Origin of the sequence: Azospirillum endophyticum (genome assembly GCF_016595245.1) — a bacterium.
GTDB lineage: Bacteria > Pseudomonadota > Alphaproteobacteria > Azospirillales > Azospirillaceae > Azospirillum > Azospirillum endophyticum.
Map to the genome: position 1 here is coordinate 1 of NZ_JAENHM010000056.1, position 18,754 is coordinate 18,754.

Annotated in this window: 20 protein-coding genes and 1 pseudogene; 6 read left to right on the plus strand and 15 right to left on the minus strand. The window is 68.7% G+C overall.

The window, feature by feature from the left end; all coding sequences use genetic code 11:
- The 3 genes and pseudogenes from JHL17_RS37105 to JHL17_RS17855 form a co-directional block, all read right to left on the minus strand.
- Positions 1-119 (minus strand): annotated as a pseudogene (locus JHL17_RS37105) (DNA-binding response regulator); the annotation flags it as partial.
- Positions 116-628, minus strand: coding sequence for a sensor histidine kinase (locus JHL17_RS17850; protein ID WP_200195035.1), 513 nt, complete (start codon positions 626-628; stop codon positions 116-118). The pseudogene JHL17_RS37105 and the gene JHL17_RS17850, both read right to left, overlap by 4 nt.
- Before the next feature lie 67 nt (positions 629-695).
- Entirely contained in the window at positions 696-2,402 is a 1,707-nt protein-coding gene (locus tag JHL17_RS17855) for a sensor domain-containing diguanylate cyclase (protein WP_247893630.1), read from the minus strand.
- Between the two features lie 367 nt (positions 2,403-2,769).
- Between JHL17_RS17855 and aqpZ the strand changes: the two genes are divergently transcribed.
- Positions 2,770-3,510: an aquaporin Z gene (aqpZ, locus tag JHL17_RS17860; RefSeq protein WP_200195036.1), complete on the plus strand. Its 741-nt coding sequence runs from the start codon at positions 2,770-2,772 to the stop codon at positions 3,508-3,510.
- Positions 3,511-3,758: 248 nt separating this feature from the next.
- Here aqpZ and JHL17_RS17865 read toward each other — a convergent pair whose 3' ends face one another.
- Positions 3,759-4,964 (minus strand): helix-turn-helix transcriptional regulator, encoded by a 1,206-nt coding sequence (locus tag JHL17_RS17865; protein WP_200195038.1) that lies wholly within the window; start codon positions 4,962-4,964, stop codon positions 3,759-3,761.
- Between the two features lie 190 nt (positions 4,965-5,154).
- Between JHL17_RS17865 and JHL17_RS17870 the strand changes: the two genes are divergently transcribed.
- Both JHL17_RS17870 and JHL17_RS17875 read left to right on the plus strand, forming a co-directional pair.
- On the plus strand, positions 5,155-5,670 hold the full coding sequence (locus JHL17_RS17870; protein ID WP_200195040.1) for an ANTAR domain-containing protein: 516 nt from the start codon (positions 5,155-5,157) through the stop codon (positions 5,668-5,670).
- A 373-nt stretch (positions 5,671-6,043) separates the two neighbouring features.
- Positions 6,044-6,613: a D-glycero-alpha-D-manno-heptose-1,7-bisphosphate 7-phosphatase gene (locus tag JHL17_RS17875; RefSeq protein WP_200195042.1), complete on the plus strand. Its 570-nt coding sequence runs from the start codon at positions 6,044-6,046 to the stop codon at positions 6,611-6,613.
- Here the strand turns inward: JHL17_RS17875 and JHL17_RS17880 are convergent.
- The 5 genes from JHL17_RS17880 to JHL17_RS17900 form a co-directional block, all read right to left on the minus strand.
- The gene (locus JHL17_RS17880; protein ID WP_200195044.1) at positions 6,610-7,002 is read right to left on the minus strand and encodes a YkvA family protein; all 393 of its coding nucleotides are present in this window, start codon (positions 7,000-7,002) and stop codon (positions 6,610-6,612) included. The genes JHL17_RS17875 and JHL17_RS17880 overlap by 4 nt on opposite strands.
- A gap of 12 nt (positions 7,003-7,014) precedes the next feature.
- On the minus strand, positions 7,015-7,875 hold the full coding sequence (locus JHL17_RS17885) for a nickel/cobalt efflux transporter (protein WP_200195046.1): 861 nt from the start codon (positions 7,873-7,875) through the stop codon (positions 7,015-7,017).
- Between the two features lie 9 nt (positions 7,876-7,884).
- A complete protein-coding gene (locus JHL17_RS17890; RefSeq protein ID WP_200195048.1) occupies positions 7,885-8,154 on the minus strand; it encodes a metal-sensing transcriptional repressor in 270 nt (89 codons plus the stop codon).
- Positions 8,155-8,294: 140 nt separating this feature from the next.
- Positions 8,295-8,774, minus strand: coding sequence for a DUF411 domain-containing protein (locus JHL17_RS17895; RefSeq protein WP_200195051.1), 480 nt, complete (start codon positions 8,772-8,774; stop codon positions 8,295-8,297).
- A gap of 40 nt (positions 8,775-8,814) precedes the next feature.
- On the minus strand, positions 8,815-8,955 hold the full coding sequence (locus tag JHL17_RS17900) for a hypothetical protein (protein WP_200195053.1): 141 nt from the start codon (positions 8,953-8,955) through the stop codon (positions 8,815-8,817).
- 314 nt (positions 8,956-9,269) lie between these two features.
- Here JHL17_RS17900 and JHL17_RS17905 point away from each other — a divergent pair, with 314 nt between their 5' ends.
- Positions 9,270-11,513 carry a hybrid sensor histidine kinase/response regulator gene (locus tag JHL17_RS17905; RefSeq protein ID WP_200195055.1) on the plus strand — a complete coding sequence of 748 codons (2,244 nt, stop codon included), beginning with the start codon at positions 9,270-9,272 and terminating at the stop codon, positions 11,511-11,513.
- A 19-nt stretch (positions 11,514-11,532) separates the two neighbouring features.
- On the opposite strand, the gene JHL17_RS17910 is transcribed toward JHL17_RS17905, so the two are convergent.
- From JHL17_RS17910 to JHL17_RS17925, 4 genes are all read right to left on the minus strand, one after another.
- Positions 11,533-12,789: a serine hydrolase gene (locus tag JHL17_RS17910; protein ID WP_200195057.1), complete on the minus strand. Its 1,257-nt coding sequence runs from the start codon at positions 12,787-12,789 to the stop codon at positions 11,533-11,535.
- Between the two features lie 112 nt (positions 12,790-12,901).
- On the minus strand, positions 12,902-14,542 hold the full coding sequence (locus tag JHL17_RS17915) for a PAS domain-containing sensor histidine kinase (protein ID WP_200195059.1): 1,641 nt from the start codon (positions 14,540-14,542) through the stop codon (positions 12,902-12,904).
- A gap of 260 nt (positions 14,543-14,802) precedes the next feature.
- Entirely contained in the window at positions 14,803-15,336 is a 534-nt protein-coding gene (gene infC, locus JHL17_RS17920) for a translation initiation factor IF-3 (protein WP_081506050.1), read from the minus strand.
- 55 nt (positions 15,337-15,391) lie between these two features.
- Entirely contained in the window at positions 15,392-15,604 is a 213-nt protein-coding gene (locus tag JHL17_RS17925) for a hypothetical protein (protein WP_200195061.1), read from the minus strand.
- Positions 15,605-16,032: 428 nt separating this feature from the next.
- Between JHL17_RS17925 and ypfJ the strand changes: the two genes are divergently transcribed.
- Positions 16,033-16,983, plus strand: a complete 951-nt coding sequence (ypfJ, locus tag JHL17_RS17930; RefSeq protein ID WP_200195063.1) for a KPN_02809 family neutral zinc metallopeptidase — start codon at positions 16,033-16,035, stop codon at positions 16,981-16,983.
- 25 nt (positions 16,984-17,008) lie between these two features.
- On the opposite strand, the gene JHL17_RS17935 is transcribed toward ypfJ, so the two are convergent.
- The gene (locus JHL17_RS17935; RefSeq protein WP_200195065.1) at positions 17,009-17,881 is read right to left on the minus strand and encodes a hypothetical protein; all 873 of its coding nucleotides are present in this window, start codon (positions 17,879-17,881) and stop codon (positions 17,009-17,011) included.
- Between the two features lie 74 nt (positions 17,882-17,955).
- Positions 17,956-18,303 (minus strand): nucleotidyltransferase family protein, encoded by a 348-nt coding sequence (locus tag JHL17_RS17940; RefSeq protein ID WP_200195067.1) that lies wholly within the window; start codon positions 18,301-18,303, stop codon positions 17,956-17,958.
- A 225-nt stretch (positions 18,304-18,528) separates the two neighbouring features.
- Between JHL17_RS17940 and JHL17_RS17945 the strand changes: the two genes are divergently transcribed.
- Positions 18,529-18,754, plus strand: a 226-nt coding sequence (locus JHL17_RS17945; protein WP_345773832.1) for an NAD(P)-binding domain-containing protein, incomplete at its 3' end; no start/stop codon positions are given.

Below are 18,754 nucleotides of genomic sequence, written 5' to 3' on the forward strand. Positions count from 1 at the left end.
CCGTCCTCGGCCTCGACGATGTCGTATCCCTGGGCGGTCAGGCTGGTGCGCAGGAAGCGCCGGATCGGCGGCTCGTCGTCGACGACGAGCACGCGCAGCGGGTTTGAGTCCGACTTCATGCCGCGGCTTCCTCCTCGTATCCGGACAGATCGGCGGCCCTGGGAAGGGTCAGGGTGAAGACGGCGCCGCTCCGGTCGCGACGGTTGCCGGCGGTGACGGTGCCGCCCATCGCCTCGACGAAGCCTCGGCAGATCGCCAGCCCCAGCCCGGTGCCGGCACGCTGCCGGTCCTGGGCATGGACGCGGTAGAACTTGTCGAAGATCCGCTCCACGTCCTCCGGCGGAATGCCGCCGCCCTCATCCAGCACCTCGATGCGGACGAACCCGCCATCCTCCCGGCCCCGCACGGTGATCAGCGAACCGGCCGGCGCGTATTTTCCGGCATTGTCCAGCAGGTTGAACAGCGCCTGCTCGATCAGCACCGCATCGATGTCCACCATCGGCAGGCCGGCGGCGAGATCGACCGCCACCCGATGGCCGGCGAGGATGCGCGACATCCGCTCCAGCGCGCTGCCGACCACCTCGGACAGGTCGACCGCCCCGGTGCGCGACCGGATGGCCCCGCTCATCGAACGGTCATCAAAGCCCTGTCCACGGCAGGCCCCGGCTGAACAGATCGGCCGCGGGTCCTACCGGTTAGGCTTGCTCAACCCGGTTCCGGCCTGCAGCCTTGGCCTTGTACAGCGCGGCATCGACGCGCTGGAGCAGGCTGTCGATATCCTCGCCGGCCTTGGCCTGACCGACGCCGATGCTGATGGTGATCGCCCCGCCGCACTCCATCCGCTGTGCGCCGACCCTCCGCCTCAGGGCGTCGAGAACACCCAAGGCGGCAGGCAGGTCAGCCTCGGTCAGCAGCAGGGCGAACTCCTCGCCTCCCCAGCGCGCTACCGCATCCGAACGGCGCAGCCGGTCCGACAAGGTGGTGGCGACCACGCGCAGGGCGTCGTCGCCCGCCTGATGGCCGTGCGTATCGTTGAAGCGCTTGAAATGGTCGATGTCCATCAATGCCAGGATATAAGGCCGTCCGTACCGCTCGAGCCTGGCCGCGGCTTCGCTCACCGCCTGCTGGAACCGCCGGCGGTTCCACACCCCGGTCAGCGGATCGTGCATCGCCGCCTGCTGCAGATCCGCCTCCAGGCCCTTGCGGTCGGTGATGTCCAGCAACACCCCGTTGAACAGCACGGCGCCGTCGCTCCGGCGGCGCGGCTGGGCGCGGCCGAGCACCCAGCGTCCGCCGGCGGTTTCCATCTCGCCTTCCCAAACCCGGCCGGCTCGGCCGGCCTGCCGCAGGCCGCGCCGGACCCGGGCCCAGCCCTTCACCGTCATCACGGGGGCCAGGGTCTGCGGGACGGTGAGGTCGGCATCCGGCTGCACGCCGAACAGGGAGGCCGCGGCCGTGCTGAAGTAGGTCGCACGCAAGCCCCCGCCGGGATGGAGTTCGGCCTGGAAGACGGCACCCGGAAGGGCATTGGCGAGATCGCTCGCCTGGGCTTCCCGCTCGCGCTCCTCCGTCAGGTCGAAGAAGCTGACGACCACGCCGACGATCCCGTCATTGTTGCGGATCGGGCTGGCGGTCAGGCGTACGGGAAAGGCCGTGCCGTCGCCGCGGTACAGCGTCGCCTCGATGTCGCGCGCCGCCTGCCCGGTTTCCGCCACCCGGAACACCGGATGAGGCATGCCGCTGCCATCCGCGCCAGGAGAGTTGGGGAACAGGAAGCGTGCGATATGGCTGCGGATCAGCTCGCTTTCGTGGCGAAATCCGAAAGCGCAAACGGCGGTGGGATTGACGAAGGTGACGGCACCGGAGCGGTCGATGCCGCAGACCCCGACCTGCACATTTTCCAGCAGCAGGCGGTTGAACTGCTCGGCCTCGATCACGGCGGTGATGTCGTGGATGATGCATAGCAGCAGCTTGCGCCCGCCGAACCGGATGGGACCGGCATAGACCTGGACGTCGCGCACCGACCCGTCGGCCAGCCGGTGATGGAAACGCTGCGGGTAATGGCCGCCCTCCCAGGACGCGATCTCGCGCATCGCCGGCAGGATCGCCCGCCCGAGCTGGTTGATGTCCCAGACATGGAGGCTGCGCAGCCGGTCGCGGCTGTAGCCGTAAAAGGCGGCAGCCCTGGGGTTGGCGTCGACGATGGCTCCGTCGCGTCCGGGATCGATCAGCAGGATGGGGGCGGCGTTGGTGGAGAACAGCGCGTCCAGCACGCCAGCTTCATCCATGCCTTCCAAGCCGCCGGATGCCGCACTGCCGTTGCCCGCCAATCGGGAGAAGGCGCCCGGCCTGGGATCGGCGGACGCCTTGCCGTCCATGTCGTGCTCGCCTTGCTCCGCCATTGCGAAACCTCCCCATCGACCGTCCAGGATCGGTCGGACAGCCGGCACATGTGCCACATATCCTGGCAATCAATTCTATAGGGAATGAAGCTTAAACAAAGCGTTGCCACAGGGTAGGGGAAGGGCCGGCGCGCATCCCCGCAAGGAGAGGCATTCCGTCCATTTGCAGCAACGGCGGAATGGGGGTCCGGTATGGGCTCGGGAGCCCTGCGGGCTCAACCCCGATCCGGTTGTTCCACCCACCTGTTCTTCTGCCACATCCCCCCGCCCGAACGCGTGATCTCTCTCCCTTCCGGGCGGATTTATGCTCGTCCATGCACCGGCATCCGCCGGGCTTGGGCAACCCTGACAGCAGTGGGAGATTGGCATGAGTATGATTCGGCGCAGCTCCGCTGAGTTTCTCGGGACATTCTGGCTGGTCTTCGGCGGCTGCGGCAGCGCCGTGCTCGCCGCCGCCTTTCCGCAAGTCGGGATCGGATTGCTCGGCGTCTCGCTTGCGTTCGGTCTTACCGTCCTGACCATGGCCTATTCCATCGGCCACATCTCCGGCTGTCATCTGAACCCGGCGGTGACCGTCGGCTTGTGGGCGGGCGGGCGGTTTCCGGCCAAGGACATCCTGCCCTATGTGCTGGCCCAGCTGGTCGGAGCCTTCGCGGCGGCCCTGGTCCTGTATGTCATCGCAACCGGAAAGGCCGACTACAGCCTGGCGGTCAACGGTCTCGCCGCCAATGGGTACGAGGCGCATTCGCCCGGCCAATACAGCATCACCTCGGCCCTGATGATTGAGCTGGTGCTGACCTTCTTCTTCGTGCTGGTGATCCTGGGCTCCACCGACCGGCGGGCGCCGGCCGGCTTCGCGCCGCTGGCGATCGGCATGGCCCTCGTCCTCATCCACCTGATCAGCATCCCGGTCACCAACACCTCGGTGAACCCGGCGCGCAGCACCGGTCCGGCGCTGGTGGTCGGCGGATGGGCGCTGCAGCAGCTCTGGCTGTTCTGGCTCGCCCCGCTGGCCGGCGGACTGGCCGGCGGGCTGGCCTACCGCGCGCTTGCCGAAGAGGCGCCGGCGAAGCCTGCCATCACCGGGCAAGCGGAAAGCTCCACCTGAAGCGGCCGCGGTTTCCCCTATCCGAAGGGGCCGGTCTGCAAGAACCGGCCCCGGATCACTCGCCGATGTCGCAACGCGCCACCGCTGTCCACTGTTATTCAGGCAGGACAAACGGCACAGAAGGCGTATCCATGCGGCAGTTCGACCCCGAGTCCAACCCGATGACCGAGGCAGATTACGGTATCGTGCTGGGCCTGTTCATTGGCATCTATCTCGGCCTTTTGGTGGTATCGGCACTGCCCTGACCGTCACTCCTCCTTCGGCAGCATCAGACAGCGGTTGACCAGATTCATCAGTTCGCTCTGGCGGGTCGTCCCGGTCTTGGCGAAGATGCTGCGCAGCTGGCTGCGCACGGTGCTGATCGCCACGCCGCGGCGCTCGCCGATCTCGGCTGGGGTCAGGTCGGCCAACAGGTCGACGACCAGACCGGCCTCGACCGGTGTCAGGCCGAACAGGGTGCCCAGCCGCCCACCCAGCCCTGGCGCCGCCGCGGCCGGGTCGACGATGTAGACCGCGGCCCGGATGTGCGCCCCATCGCCGCTCCCGCCCCCCGCATCGCTGAACGGCCCCGCCGCTTCGGGCGACAGCGGCAGAACGGTCAGCAGGTAGGACGCCCGTCCGGATGGGCGCGACACACGGAGATCGGCCGTCTCCCCCCGGCGCACCGCCGAACCCCCTCTCGCGCCGGCCGACACCGCCACCTCCAACACATGGGCAAGCCGGCGCGCTTGGCTCCCCTGTTCAGCCTGCAGGCGCCCGTGCAGAAGCCGCAGGCCATCACGCGCGTCGATCATCGCCTGCCCGGCCCGGTTCAATCCGATGGTCCGCCCGGTGCCATCGAGCAGGGCGACCCCGATCGGCAGGCGGTCGATCATTCGGCCGCTCCAGCGGACCTCGCCCTCCCGACCGTCCTGACGCGCCCACAGCCGGACACGCAACCGCATCGCCCGCTGGAGATGAGGGGCACAATCCTGCAGGAGCCGGACCGTCTCGTCGGGAAAGGATGGCCGGTCGGCCGGGCGGAACAGGCTCAGCACCGGCTGCATCCGCGTCAACTCGCCGCCATCGGACAAGGAGACGGAGCACAACCGCCCCATTCCCTGCGTCTTCAGCATGTCGTTGAAAATCATCGAGCGGCGCAGTTCCGCCTCCGGCACCAACTCCTCTCCACGGCGAACCACGCAGCGGTGCAGCAGGCCATGTGCCGCTGCCGCATTGGCCCAGAGGTCGCGATGGCGGAAATGAGCCGTGTAATCGCCAAGCACCGCGTCCGAGATGTTGTGGCGCGCCCACAGCGCCATGGCCCGGGCATCTTGGTCGAGCGCCGCGGTGAACAGGAAGCCGTGCGTTGCATCGGCCGATGTGCAGAGCCGCTCCAGGACGCCCTCCCAGCGCTCCGGGAAGGTGACGGTGTCGTAGATGTCCTCGATCAACGAGTCCGACACATCCGGCATGGGGAAATCCTCCGCTACCGGACAATCCACATTAGGCAACCGTTCACGCTCAAGTTCAATCGGTTGCGTATAACCATCGGCCGATCGTTTCATCCGTCATGTGAAGGATGCGGCCGCAAGGATTTTCTTCAAAAGTCATCGGATCGAATCCCTGCCGAAGACAGGAGCCAGCGAAGCGGAGCACGCATCCATGACCAATTGCGGGATGGGAAACGCCACCATGTCGCCGGCCTGCCGGCCGGCCATATGCAGCCCCGAAGGCCGGGTGCGCGAAGAGCGGGTGCACTGGGCACTGGTCGCCGACCGCAACCCGTTGCTGCGCGAGGGACTGCGGCTTTACCTGGAGACGCTGGGATGGCGGGTTGTGGCGGGCGGCACGGTGGACGAGGGGCTGGCGCTGCTGGCCGGGGGCCACCTCGTCTCGCCCACATCCAAAGACTTCGGCCCTGGTCTTCCCGACCTGATGGTGGTGGGGAAGACAGAGCCGGAGCGCCGGGACCCTCGTGGGCCATGGCCGTCGGTCTCCGACCAGCCGGCGGCGATGCGCGGTGCCGTCCGCCCCGTCCTACTGTCCATCGCCGCGACGAACCACGACCTGATGACCTGGGCGCGCGACCACGGGTTCGAGGTCATCCACATCGATATTCCGCCGCTGAACCTGGAAGATTTGCTGCTCGGCTGCGTCCGCCGGATCGAACGGGGGTAAGACAACGGCGAAGAATGACACTATAGTTTAATGAAATTATGTGATGATGTCATTTTATAATTTGCTTTGCTGGCGGGGCATGGACCGGTCTTGTGCTAAGGGGCTGGACCCGCTCGCCCAGGCGCGGAGGAAGGGCGCCTGCGGCTCGAGCGCTCCCTTCGCCAACCCCCGCGGCAGCTATCCTTCCGTAATGCGTTGCCGCTGCCGCGGGCGGCTCCACTGGCCCGGCAGCCATGCCCGCCGCCTGACCGTCACTCTCGGCGGCTGACTTGGAAGGAGCAGCCACATCCGGGTTGACAGCAGCGCCGCCTGAACGGCTTTTCATTGCCATCGAATTGCAAGCCCAGCCATGCGAAGGCGGCCCGCCACCATCATGCCCACCGCTCCGATCCCGCCCCACAGAACCACCCCGGCCGGCCGCAGGGCCGCCTTCTTCGACCGCGACGGCGTGCTGAACGAGGACATCGGCTTCGCCCACCGCCCTGACCAGATCACCTGGATGCCGAAGGCGAGGGAGGCGGTGAAGCGGCTGAATGACGCCGGCTTCCTGGTTTTCGTTGTCACCAACCAGGCTGGGGTCGCCCGCGGCCTGTACAGCGAAGAGCATGTGCGCACCCTGCATCGCTGGATGCAGCAGGAGCTGAACGCCGTCGGCGCCCATGTCGACGCCTTCTACCACTGCCCGCACCATCCCGAGCATGGTGAGCCGCCCTATCGGACCGACTGCGCCTGCCGCAAGCCGGAGCCGGGGATGTTGTTGCAGGCGATGGCCGAATGGCCGGTGGAGCCGAAGGGCAGCTTCCTGATCGGCGATCGCGACACCGACCTTCAGGCGGCGCAGCGGGCGGGCATCGACGGAACGCTCTACCGTGGCGGCGACCTCGACGCCGTCGTCGCCGGCATCCTGGCACGTTCCGCGGACAGCGTCGTGGCGGACAGCTAAAGCAGCCGGCCTTCAAGCCACGGCGCCAGCCACCCCCACAGGAGGGCGCCCGCCGCCAGCCAAAGGGCGACCATGACCGCGGCCGCAGCGAAACTGACCGGCCGGGCGGACTGGCGCGCTGCCGCGGCGGCCCGGTGTTCGGCCAGAAGCTCCGGCGGGATCAGGCGGACGACCAGCAGGAGGCCGAGCGGCACGATCAGCAGGTCGTCCAGATAGCCCAGCACCGGGATGACGTCTGGAATGAGGTCGATCGGGCTCAGCGCATAGGCGGCGACCGCCATCGCCAGGATGCGGACATGCCAGGGGGTGCGCGGGTCGCGCGCCGCCAGATAGACCGCCAGCACGTCACGCTTGATCGCGCGTGCCCATGTCTTTGCCGCCGAGAGCATGATCTGCCCAGGTTATCCGGCCCGTTGGACGACAGGAAACGGCGAGGGTGCGTCAGCGAGGTGATAGCCCAGTTCCGACAGACCATGGATCCCGACAGACAACCCGACCGCCAGGATCAGGAGGCCGGAGACATAAGGGGCCTGCCGGGCGATGCGGCCGACGGCCCCGGACCAGCGGCGCTCGGCATGCCGAACCCCCAGCGCGGCGACCACCCCGGCCGCCATCAGGGTCAGCGCCAGCCCGATGCTGAAGCACAGCACCAGCACGCTGCCCAAGGCGACCTCCTTCAGCTGCAGGCACAGCAGCAGGATGGTGATGGCGGCGGGGCAGGGGATCAGGCCGCCGGTCAGGCCGAACAGCACGATCTGGCCGGTGGTCACCGGCCGCCCGTCGAAACGGCGCCGGATCTCTTCGGCATGGGCCCGCGCGTGGGCGTCTTCCGGCTCATGGCCATGGTGATGATGGTCGTGGTGGTGGCCATGATCGTGATGGCCTTGATCGTGATGGCTGTGATGGTGGTGTCGATGCTGCTCCCGCCATGTCCGCGCCATCATCCACAGCGCCACGCCGATGATCAGCATCGCCGAGGCGACCTGGAAATAGGGCTCGGTCGTCGCGGCATCCCAGCCCCGGCCCAGCCGCAGGCCGACAAGCGCCACCACCCACACCACCAGCGTGTGCGAGACGGTCGCCGCCAGCCCCAGCAGGACCGCCTGCAGCACGGTGCCGCGGATGGCGACGATGAAGGCGGCCATCATGGTCTTCGAGTGACCGGGCTCCAGCCCATGCAGGGCACCCAGCAAGATGGCGCTGGGAACGAACAGCCAAGCTTGCCCGGTTCCCTGCTGCAGCAAGGCGGCGAAATCCGGCATCTCCGCCCCCTACAGGTATTTGGTGATCGCCTTGAACTCCGCCACGGAGCGGCGGGACTCTTCCGGCCCGGCATCGACCGCGGCGTCCAGGCAATGGTCGAGATGGTCGTGGATCAGCAGCTTCTTGGCCTCGCGCACCGCGCTTTCCACCGCATGGAGCTGCTGCGCGATGTCCAGGCAGGGGCGCCCGGCCTCGATCATCTCGACGATGCCGCGCAAATGACCATCGGCACGCTTCAGGCGCTTGACGATGTCGGGATGGGAATGATGCGTGCTCATGGTTATGATCCTATCCCCCTGGAGGGGATAGAGTCAACATATGGACCGGAATGCCCGGCCGTGCCCGCAAGGGCAAGGGATTCAGCCTCGCCCCTGGGTGGTCTGCGCAATCCTTTCGAACCGGGCACCTACGCCGGCCGTCAATGCCGGGCGAAGACCTGCGGTCCGCCTGCGGCGCCGAACAGCATGACCTGATAGGGCTGGCCGCTGCCCATATCCATCCCCGGGGCATCCTGCGGCATGCCGGGAACGGCCAGCCCGCGCGCCTGCGGCCGTTCGGTCAGCAGCCGCTTCACGTCGTCGGCCGGCACATGGCCTTCCAGCACATAGCCGCCGACCCGCGCCGTGTGGCAGGAGGCGAGCTCGTCCGGCACGCCGGCCATGCGCTTCATCGGTGTCACGTCGTCGACGGTGTGGACGGTGACGTCGAAGCCGGCCGTGCGCATGTGCCGCACCCAGCCCTCGCAGCATTCGCAGCTCGCGGCCTTCCACACCTCCACCGCCGCACCGCCGGCAGGAACGGCGGCGCGGACCATGGCCGGCAGCCCCACCGCTCCCAGGCCGAGCGCCAGAACGGTCATCGCCGCCCCCCGCATCATCGTCCGCCGTGTCATGCTCATGGAGTTTCTCCTAATGAATTCAGCATCTTGATCTGACCGCTCAAGGGCGGACGGATGGAAGGCGCAGGGCGTTCGCGGTGACCGGCGGGGTGACGCCGGTCACCGCGCCGACCATTGCCAGGATCGCGAGCCGAAGCCCGGTGACGCCGAACACGGTGGTGAGACGGAGGACAGCCTTCAAGCCCGAAGCCGGTGCGGCGTGACGACGCCACCGCCGATCCATGTCCACCATGTCGGCGGCCCGTGCAGGATGGCGGCATCGCAGGAAGGCTGCCGCTGGAGAGGAGCGCCGCGGCGTGCCCTATGACCTGGAACCGGTTGCCGGGCGGGCCGCGGTGTCTATAGTCGGGGCCATGCCGCATCGAAGCCGTCCGCACCTCCGGCGGGCATCGATCGGGTCGGCCGGGGGAAGCGGATCGCCATGGCGACGGTGAGGGGAACAGAGCCGGACATGGGGAAGGGAGCGGTGGTGAAGGAGGATCGCAAGCGGGCGTCATGCTGCGGCTTCTGAGGGAAAGCCGTCCGCTTCGGAACATCGGTGCGCTTGGCGTGGCCGTCCTGGCGGCGTTGTGCGGCGGCACCGCAATGGTTCTGGACCGGCTGCATGACGAGACGGTGACCGAGGCCATGCTGGGCCTGCGCACGCTCAACGCCTCGCTGGCCGAGCAGACGGCACGCGCCATCGAGGGAATCGACCTGACCGTCGGCTGGGTCGCCGAGCAGATCCCGCTTGAGAGCCGGCACAGCCCTGATGCCTTCAAGCGGCTGCGGACGGACCGGCAGGTCTACGAGATCCTCAAGGCCAAGGCTTCCAGCCTGCCGCAGCTGGAGGCGCTGAGTCTGGTCGCCGCCGACGGCACCCTGGTCAATTTCACCCGCCAGTTTCCGCCCCCGGCGCTCGACCTGTCCCGGCGCGACTATTTCCTGATGCTCAAGGACCAGGATCCCGGGCGCGCCTATGTCAGCCGGCCGACGAAGAGTCTGGCCACCGGAGAGTGGACGCTCTACATCGCGCGGCGCGTGAACGACCCCGACGGCGGGCTGGCCGGGCTGGTCGTCGGGGCCATCCGCCTGTCCTATTTCGAGAAGTTCTACCACAGCCTGCATGTCGCGCCGGGCAGCGGCTTCAGCCTGTGGTGGCGCGACGGCATGCTGCTGGCGCGCTTCCCGCCGGTGCCGGACAAGGTCGGAACCATCGCCGCCAGCCCCGGCGTCACCGAACAGTTCGCCCGTTTCGACACCGGCACCTATGCAGCGCCGCACTCGGTCGACGGCAAGAACCGCATCCTGTCCTTCCAGTCCCTGCGCAACTACCCGCTGGTCGTCGGGGTCAGCCGGACACGGGAGGAAATCCTGGCCCGCTGGCAAAGCCAGGCGGTCGTCATCGCCGGCGCCGGACTGGTCAGCGCGGTGGCGCTCGCCCTGATGCTGTGGGCGATGGCGCGCCAGTTCCTGGCCTACGAGACTGCCAACCGCGCGCTCAACGAGCGCCGGCAGGCGGTCGAGGCCCGTGACGAGGCGGAGGAGCATGTCCGCCAGTTGCAGAAGATGGAGGCGCTGGGGCAGCTGACCGGCGGCGTCGCCCACGATTTCAACAACCTGCTGCAGGCGGTGCGCTCCAGCCTGCATCTGCTGGAAGCCGGCGGCGAGCTGCGCGGGGCGGAAAGCCGCCGGGCGCTGGAGGTCGCAAGCCAGGCGGTCGATCGTGGCGCCACCCTGACCCAGCATCTCCTGGCCTTCGCCCGCCGCCAGCAGCTGGCTCCGGCGCCGGTCGATCTCGGCGCCCAGGTGGGCGGAATGGCGAACCTGCTGGAACGCGCGCTGGGCGGCGCCATCCGCATCCGCATCGACCGGGACGCCGGCGTGCCGCCGGCGCTGGTCGATCCCCACCAATTCGACATCGCCCTGCTGAACCTCGCCATCAACGCCCGCGACGCCATGCCGGACGGCGGCACCCTGACCATCGCCGTCACCAGCCTGTCGGTGGAGGCGGGCAGGGAAACGGCCGGGGCAGCGGGCGAGCCGGAGGAGGACGGGACTTCCCCCGTCCTGGCGCCGGGCGGCTATGTCGCCGTGACCGTGCGCGACAGCGGGACCGGCATGCCGCCGGACGTGCTGGCGCGGGCCTGCGATCCCTTCTTCACCACCAAGCCAGTCGGCCAGGGCAGCGGGCTGGGGCTGAGCATGGTGCATGGCCTGACCGCCCAGTCCGGCGGCGGCATGCGCCTGGAAAGCCACCCCGGGCTCGGCACCGCCGTGACGCTGTATCTGCCCCATGCTCCGGCCAAAGACCCGGGCGAAAGCGGCTCGGACGCCCTTGCCGATGCCACCGGGACCAACTGCGCCGCCGCCGAGACCGAACCGCCGCGCATGCCGCCCGCCGCCATGCGCGTTCTGCTGGTCGAGGACGATGTGCTGGTCCGCATGGCGAATGCCGCGGTGCTGGACGAGGCCGGCATGAGGGTGTCGGAGGCCTCCACCGGCGAAGAGGCCCTGGCCCTGCTGAAGGCGGATGAAGGGATCGACGTCCTGGTCACCGACTTCGCCATGCCCGGCATGACCGGCGCCGATCTGGCCCGCCTCGTCCGCCGTCACCGCCCCGGCCTGCCGATCCTGGTCGTCACCGGCTATGCCGAGACGGCGGTGCTGCAGGATCTCGGGCATGAGCCCGGCATCCGCATCCTGTCCAAACCCATCCGGCCATCGGCCTTGATCGGGCACATCATGGCGACGCTATAGAAAGCTCCCCGTCCAGCCGTCACCGGCCTTGAAGCGCGAAGCACCCGTGCCCGGCGGTCTTCAGGGTGCTGCAGGCGGCGGCGGCGTCCGCGGCGGGCAAGCCGGTCAGGCGGGCCTTGTAGAGACCGCCGGAGCGGACGACCGCCGGGCTGGCGCCGTCGGCGAGGGTCCCTAAGCGCTTGGCGGTATCGCGGGCGCTGCGCAGCGCGGCGGCATTGCTGGCGAAGGCCCCGACCTGGATGGACCAGGAGCCGCCGGCATTCATGGCGGCGGATTTCGCGGCGCCGGATTTCGTGGCCGGGGCCGGCTTCACCACGGGAACGGCCACGCTCACCGCCGTGCTGCGTTCGGTGGTCGAGGCGCTGTTCCTGGTGATCACCAGATCCGGCTGTACGGGTGCCGGCCTGGACGGGCTGGTCGGCCGCTTGAAGCCGGCATCCAGCAGGTCGGCGACCTGGGTGTCGCGGGAGTTGGCGCTGTACCCTCCCATCACCACGGCGATCAGGCGGCGGCCGTCCCGCACCGCGGAAGCGGCAAGGTTGAAGCCGGAGGCGGCGATGTAGCCGGTCTTGATGCCGTCCATGCCCGGATAGCGCGCCATCAGGCGGTTGTGGCCATAGACCGTGCCGCCCTGCCAGTCGAAGCTGCGGCGCTTGAAATAAGCGTAATGGCCGGCGTGGCTGCGGATCAGCGCGCGGGACAGGATCGCCATGTCGCGCGCCGTCGTCCGCTGCAGCCGGTCGGGCAGGCCCGATGCGTTGCGGAAGACCGTGCGGCGCATGCCGAGCCGGCGGGCGCGTGCCGTCATCGTCTTGGCGAAGGCCTCCTCGCTGCCGCCCAGCGCCTCGCCGAGCACCACCGCCACGTCGTTGGCCGAGCGGGTGACCAGCGCCAGGATCGCCTGCTCCACCGTGATGGTGCTGCCGGGCGCCAGCCACAGCCGCGACGGCGGCATCGACGCGGCATGCTGAGACACCACGAGGCTCTGGTTCAGCCGCAGCGTGCCGCGCTCCAACGCCTCGAAGGTCAGCATCAGCGTCATCATCTTGGTCAGCGAGGCCGGATAGGTCAGGGTATCGGCATTGCGCGCCCGCAGGACCTTGCCGCTTTGCGCATCCATCAGGATCTCCGCGGCGACCGGCGCCGTCGACCTCTTGGCCGAGGTCCGGGCCGCGGCCGGCAGGGGCGCCAGCAGCAGCGCGGCCAGAACGGCGACCAGAACGGCTAAGGCGGTCAGGGAGAACAGCAGCGTCGAAACACGGGCGAGCAGGGGCATCGTCTCAGGTCCGGCGGTTGGCGCGCAGGCCCGCTGCGGCAGCGGGATTCTGTGGGCGTTGCGGGCTCCCCTGAAGGCGGGGCAGGGCGGGACGGCTGCGGGACGGCGGGCATCATCCGTCGGACAGGATCGAACGGACCATGGCGCGGAAGGCGTCGACCGCCACCGGCTTGGCCAGCATGCGCATGTTGCGGCCAAGCCCATCCTCGCCATCGCCGGTCCGGCCGTCCAGGGTCTGGAAGGCATAGCCCGTCAGGAACAGCACCTTCAGGTCCGGATAACGCGCCTGCGCCGCTTCCGCCAGCTGGCGCCCGTTCAGGCCGGGCAGCCCGACATCGGTCACCAGCAGGTCGACCGGGGGCTTCGTTCCAGCCTCTGTTCCCGTCCCGATCTCGCTCAGCCGGGCGAGCGCGGCCGTGCCGTCGGCGGCTTCCAGCGTGGCGTAGCCGTCATCCTCCAGCACCTCCACCAGCAGCATGCGGACCAGTTCCTCGTCCTCCACCACCAGAACCGTGCCACGGCCGGCGGATGGGGCGGGGATGGCGGGAGGCTCCGCCTGCTCGGAAGCGGCGGTGGAAACAGTGTCGGCGACGGCATGATCGCGCGGCAGGTGGAGATGCACCGCGGTGCCCCGGCCGACCGCGCTGTCGATGCGGACGAAGCCCCCGGACTGGCGGGCGAAGCCGTAGAGTTGGCTCAGCCCCAGCCCGGTGCCCTGGCCGATCGGCTTGGTGGTGAAGAAGGGTTCGAAGACGCGGGCCAGCACGTCCGGCGGCATGCCGGTCCCGCTGTCGCGCACGGTCAGCACCGCATAGTCGCCGGGCTCCACCCCCGGCTCGTTGGCGAGATGAGCCGGCCGCAGGCTGACGTCGGCGGTCTCCACCGTCACGCATCCGCCGCCGGGCATGGCGTCGCGGGCGTTGATCACCAGGTTCAGCAGGGCGCTTTCGATCTGGTTCGCATCGGCATGGACCGGCCACAGCGGCTCCGCCAGCCGGTGCTCCAGCCGGATTTCCTCGCCCACCGACCGGCCAAGCAGGTCCCACACCCCGGCCACCAGCGCGTTCAGGTCGACGCGCTCCGGCTTCAGCGGCTGGCGCCGGGCGAAGGCCAGCAGGCGCCGGGTCAGGGTGGCGGCCCGGTCCACCGCGACACGCGCGGTGGCGGTGAAGGAGGCGATGTCGGTGCGGCCGGCCGATAGCCGCTGTTCGATCAGTTCCAGGCTGCTGCTGATGGCCTGCAGCAGGTTGTTGAAGTCATGGGCCACCCCGCCGGTCAGCTGGCCGACCGCCTCCATCTTCTGCGCCTGGGCCAGGGCTTCGCGCGCCTCGTCCAGCGCCTCCTGGGCCTTGCGGCGTTCGGTGATGTCGCGGGTGATCTTGGCGAAGCCGCGCAGGCGTCCGGTCTCGTCATGGATGGGATCGATGACGACGCTGGCCCAGAAGCGGGTGCCGTCCTTGCGGACGCGCCAGCCCTCCGCCTCGAACTTGCCCTCCGACAGTGCGGTGGCGAGCGCCCGCTGCGGCAGGCCGTCGGCGCGATCCTCTTCCGTATAGAAGCTGGAGAAATGCCGGCCGATGATCTCGTCGGCCGCATAGCCCTTCATCCGGGCGGCCCCCGCATTCCAGCTGCGGATCACGCCGGTAGGGTCGAGCATGAAGATCGCATAATCGACCACGCTCTGGACCAGCAAGCGGAACTGCCGTTCGCCGGAGACAGGCTCCCAGGCGGGCGCGACACGTTCGTCCTTCATAACGACGGCTTTCCGGAACACCGTGGAGAAACAGGAAGGCCGATGATCTGCGTTCGGTGCCGACGAGGTCAATAACCCAATGAGAATAGTCGGGTATTACTCCAGCGCAATACGCGGGATGTTCCGGGACCGATCGGGCACAATTTGGCCGGCGCGATTTTGGACGATGAAATTCGTTATAAGGTTTACAGTCGACGGGAGAAAAGGGCGGGGCGGCGAACCGCCCCGCGTGATCCCCTTTGGTCCGGGCTCGACGCGACTCAGCGCGGGGCCAGAACCATGACCATCATGCGGCCTTCGACCCGGGGCATCTGCTCGACCTTGGCGATGTCCTGGAGCTGATCGCGCACGCGGACGAGCACGTTCAGTCCGAGATCCTGGTGCGCCATCTCGCGACCGCGGAAACGCATGGTCATCTTGACCTTGTCGCCTTCCTCGATGAAGCGGATGGCGGAGCGCATCTTCACGTCATAGTCGTGATCGTCGATGTTCGGCCGAAGCTTGATTTCCTTCAGCTCGATGATCTTCTGCTTCTTCCGCGCCTCATTGGCCTTCTTCTGCTCCTCGAAGCGGAACTTGCCGTAATCGAGGATCTTGCAGACAGGCGGATCCGCCTGGGGCGCCACTTCGACGAGGTCGAGGTCGGCATCCGCGGCGGCTTCCAGCGCTTGGCGGAGCGGCACCACGCCGACCATCTCGCCGTCGGCGCCGACGAGTCGGACCATACGGGCGGTGATTTCACGGTTGAGGCGCGGGCCTTCGCGGACGGGGTCCGCGTCGTAGAGCTTGGCTATGGTGATCTCCTGTGGTCGTGGAGGGGTAGAAAGAGGCGAGCCCGGGTCAAGAGGCTCAGCCCAGGATGTCGAGCACAATCTGCCGCAGTTCGCCCCGGGTCAAGCCGGACGGCTGCGGATCGGAGCGAAAATCGGGCTTTTTGCCATCCGCTGCGGCGAATTGGCCGGCGGAAAGACGGGTGGAGGCCCGCTGGGCCGGGACAAGCGCGGGCTGGGCGGTGAAATGGCCGCTGGACTGGGAAAGGGCGGAAAGCATCGGGGTCGTCATGAAAATCCTCCAGGCCGGATGGGCGGACCGAGGGATCGGTGCCGGCCGGCTCTTCGTTGTGTGGCGTCGTGTGTGTCGTCTTCAAACGGGAACCGCCGCGGCGGACACCGCCGGACAGGTTCCGATAAAGCGGAACAGGCCCCGGTACGGGCATGTTCCAAATGGCCGGCGTCCCCGGAGCAGGCCCCCTTCCGATCGAAGCGGCGCCCGATCGAAGCGGCGAAGGCGGGGGCGAGTGCAGGGAACGCACCGCGCAAACGGTTTTCGGCCTTCTCCCAGATGGGGGGCGGAGCCGGGTTTTTCAAGCGACTCCGGTCCGCTTCTCCATCTTGGCGCCGGGCCCGCAGGGAACGAGGGAAGCCCCCTGGTGGTTTCGTCTCCACGGGTCCATTGGGCGGTCCCTGGCGGACAGCCGAAGGAGGGTTGAGATGCGGTGGCAGGACGGACGGGAAAGCGAGAATGTCGAGGACCGCCGCGGGCAGGGAGGCCTTGGAGGAGGTGGCTTCGGTGGGCTGGGGGGACGGGGTGGCGGCATCCGCATCGGCCCGGGCGGGCTGGGCGTCGGCGGAGCCATCGTGCTGCTGCTGGTGTCGATGGTGCTGGGGGTCGACCCGACGGTGCTGCTGGGCGGCGGCGAACCGGCGGACCGGACGACAGCGGACCAGAGCACGGCAGACCAAAGCACGACCGGCCGCACCCGGGTCGGCGAGGCCGCCCCGCGCAGCCAGGCCGACGACGAGCTGAAACGCTTCGTCTCCGTCGTGCTGGCCGACACCGAGGACACCTGGCAGGGCCTCTTCCAGCAGATGGGGCGCCAGTACCAGGACCCGACGCTGGTCCTGTTCACCGGAACGGTGTCGTCGGGCTGCGGCCGGGCGCAGGCGGCGATGGGACCCTTCTACTGCCCGATGGACCGCAAGCTCTACATCGACCTCGGCTTCTACCGCGAGCTGCGCGACCGCTTCCAGGCCCCCGGCGACTTCGCCCAGGCCTATGTCATCGCCCATGAGGTCGGCCACCATGTGCAGAACCTGCTGGGCATCTCCGACAAGGTGCAGGCGGCCCAGCAGCAGGCACGCGGCCAGGCCGAGGCCAACGCCCTCTCGGTGCGGCTGGAGCTGCAGGCCGACTGCTTCGCCGGCATCTGGGGCAACCACGCCAACCGCGACCGCCGGATGCTGGAGCCCGGCGACGTCGAGGAGGCGCTGACCGCCGCCAGTGCCATCGGCGACGACCGGCTGCAACGTCAGGCTCGGGGCACCGTCAGTCCCGACAGCTTCACCCATGGCAGTTCCGCCCAACGCGTCCGCTGGTTCCGCACCGGCATGGAAAGCGGTCGGCTGGAGGCCTGCGACACCTTCGGCACCGACCGGCTGTGAGGGGTTCCGGCGGCCGGCGCGGGGGTCAGCCCCCTCCCGCCGCCCCGCGCATGAGCCGGAGATAGTCGAGCACGCGGGCGGTGCGCCAGTCGGGGTCGGCCCAGCAGCCGGCCTCCCGCGCGCGGCGGCAGGCGGCGACCGCCTCCAGCCGGGGCTGTCCGGTCAGCGGGCGCAGGTCGGCCGGGATGGTGGCGAGACAGGCGGCGGCGAGATCCGCGGGCGGGGCGGGGGCGGTCTCCAGCCAGCGTTCGGCATCGCGGAAGCGGTCGCGGCACATCAGCGCGATCATGTAGTCGCAGGCCGACTGCAGGCCGGGCGCCAGCCGGCCGGGGCTGACCGACAGGACCGGCAGCAGGGGGGCCAGCGTCGGCGCCAGATGATTGGCGTAGAGCGTCGCCCCCCAATAGCGCTCCGCCGTCTGCCGGAAATGCGTGAGATCGCGCACCGGCACCAGGCCGGAGCCCTCCACCGGCAGGATTTCCACCTTCGGCTTGGTGACCACCACCGTGTCGTTCGACACGTCGACATAGAGCGCGCCGACCTGCAGGGCATTCTGAAAATACTGGTCGCGCAGGACGCCCCAGACGCTCCGCAGCACGCCGCCCTCCTCGACGAAGGCGCGCAACGCACGCTCCACCGGACCGGCCGGCTGGGCCAGACGCTGCGACAGCCGGGCGAAGAGGTCGCGGGTGATTTCCTCGCAACGGCCATAGGGATAGGGCTTGCCGCCGGCCGCCGGCAGGCCGGCGAGCGCCCGGTCGCTCTCCTCGCGGAGCGCCATGAAATAGCCGTACAGCGCACTCCCATCACCGCCCAGATGGCGGGCGGTCAGCGCCGACTGGCGGTCGTCCACCGGGGCGATCTGCTGGGGCAGGAGGGGCGGGGAGTGTAGCGTCATGACGGAATCAGCCTGTCGTGGCCGCTGCGTACAAGCGTTGGAGGATGTCCAACGCTTCCAGAGCAGCCTTGCGGTCAGTACCGCTTATAGACAACGACACCCTCCTGATCGATGGTATGGGACAAGGAGCCGACCACGCCGCGCCTGCGCTCGAACACCGATTCCCGGCATGCGACGATGTCGACCGCCCGGTGGTAGGTCTTGCGCGCCTCGTGCTTGCCTCGCCAGGACAGCCGCTCCGGGGGCGTATCGTCATCGACGACGACGAAAAGGTCGTAGTCGCTGTCGTTCCCTGCATCGCCGCGAGCCTGTGAACCGAACAGGATCACCTTGCGCGGCTGGAAATACTCCACGACCGGGCGAAGAAGTTCATTCGGCACATCCGCTGCGGAATTCCGACTCCCCTGGCTGACCGTCGCCATGATCGTTCCCTCCAGAAACGCCTCATCATAACAAAGACTGCGCACAATCGGCAGCCATCCGCCCCGACGAAACACAGTGATGCCATACGGAACGGGGGATTGCGCAAAGCCTTGCCGGCCGTCACACATTCGACTACCGCAGACGGGCCGCCTGTCCGGGCGGCGCAGTCCTTCAAAACCGGGCCCTTTAAAGCCCGACCCTTCAAAGCGTCCATACGGAACGGCATGATGAGCACAGCGGACACCTCGGCGGAAACCCAGGCCTTCGACATCGGAGCCCTGGAAGGCGCCTATCGCGGCCGCAGCGCGCGGGTGGCGGTGGTCGGGCTCGGCTATGTCGGTCTGCCGCTGGCCCTGGCGCTGACCGGGGCCGGCTTCGCGGTCACCGGCTTCGACATCGACCCGGCGAAGGCGACGGCGCTGAACGGCGGGCGCTCCTACATCCGGCAGA

Bases quoted from the DNA above. Each gene is read 5' to 3' on its own strand.
- JHL17_RS17865 (WP_200195038.1), bottom strand. From the start codon at position 4,964: ATGCCGGATGTGTCGGACTCGTTGATCGAGGACATCTACGACACCGTC.
- JHL17_RS17855 (WP_247893630.1), bottom strand. From the start codon at position 2,402: ATGGCGGAGCAAGGCGAGCACGACATGGACGGCAAGGCGTCCGCCGAT.
- JHL17_RS17895 (WP_200195051.1), bottom strand. From the start codon at position 8,774: ATGAGCATGACACGGCGGACGATGATGCGGGGGGCGGCGATGACCGTT.
- JHL17_RS17880 (WP_200195044.1), bottom strand. From the start codon at position 7,002: ATGCTCTCGGCGGCAAAGACATGGGCACGCGCGATCAAGCGTGACGTG.
- JHL17_RS17875 (WP_200195042.1), top strand. From the start codon at position 6,044: ATGCCCACCGCTCCGATCCCGCCCCACAGAACCACCCCGGCCGGCCGC.
- JHL17_RS17925 (WP_200195061.1), bottom strand. From the start codon at position 15,604: ATGACGACCCCGATGCTTTCCGCCCTTTCCCAGTCCAGCGGCCATTTC.
- JHL17_RS17890 (WP_200195048.1), bottom strand. From the start codon at position 8,154: ATGAGCACGCATCATTCCCATCCCGACATCGTCAAGCGCCTGAAGCGT.
- JHL17_RS17935 (WP_200195065.1), bottom strand. From the start codon at position 17,881: ATGACGCTACACTCCCCGCCCCTCCTGCCCCAGCAGATCGCCCCGGTG.
- aqpZ (WP_200195036.1), top strand. From the start codon at position 2,770: ATGAGTATGATTCGGCGCAGCTCCGCTGAGTTTCTCGGGACATTCTGG.
- JHL17_RS17870 (WP_200195040.1), top strand. From the start codon at position 5,155: ATGACCAATTGCGGGATGGGAAACGCCACCATGTCGCCGGCCTGCCGG.
- ypfJ (WP_200195063.1), top strand. From the start codon at position 16,033: ATGCGGTGGCAGGACGGACGGGAAAGCGAGAATGTCGAGGACCGCCGC.
- JHL17_RS17910 (WP_200195057.1), bottom strand. From the start codon at position 12,789: ATGCCCCTGCTCGCCCGTGTTTCGACGCTGCTGTTCTCCCTGACCGCC.
- JHL17_RS17905 (WP_200195055.1), top strand. From the start codon at position 9,270: ATGCTGCGGCTTCTGAGGGAAAGCCGTCCGCTTCGGAACATCGGTGCG.
- JHL17_RS17940 (WP_200195067.1), bottom strand. From the start codon at position 18,303: ATGGCGACGGTCAGCCAGGGGAGTCGGAATTCCGCAGCGGATGTGCCG.
- JHL17_RS17915 (WP_200195059.1), bottom strand. From the start codon at position 14,542: ATGAAGGACGAACGTGTCGCGCCCGCCTGGGAGCCTGTCTCCGGCGAA.
- JHL17_RS17885 (WP_200195046.1), bottom strand. From the start codon at position 7,875: ATGCCGGATTTCGCCGCCTTGCTGCAGCAGGGAACCGGGCAAGCTTGG.
- JHL17_RS17850 (WP_200195035.1), bottom strand. From the start codon at position 628: ATGAGCGGGGCCATCCGGTCGCGCACCGGGGCGGTCGACCTGTCCGAG.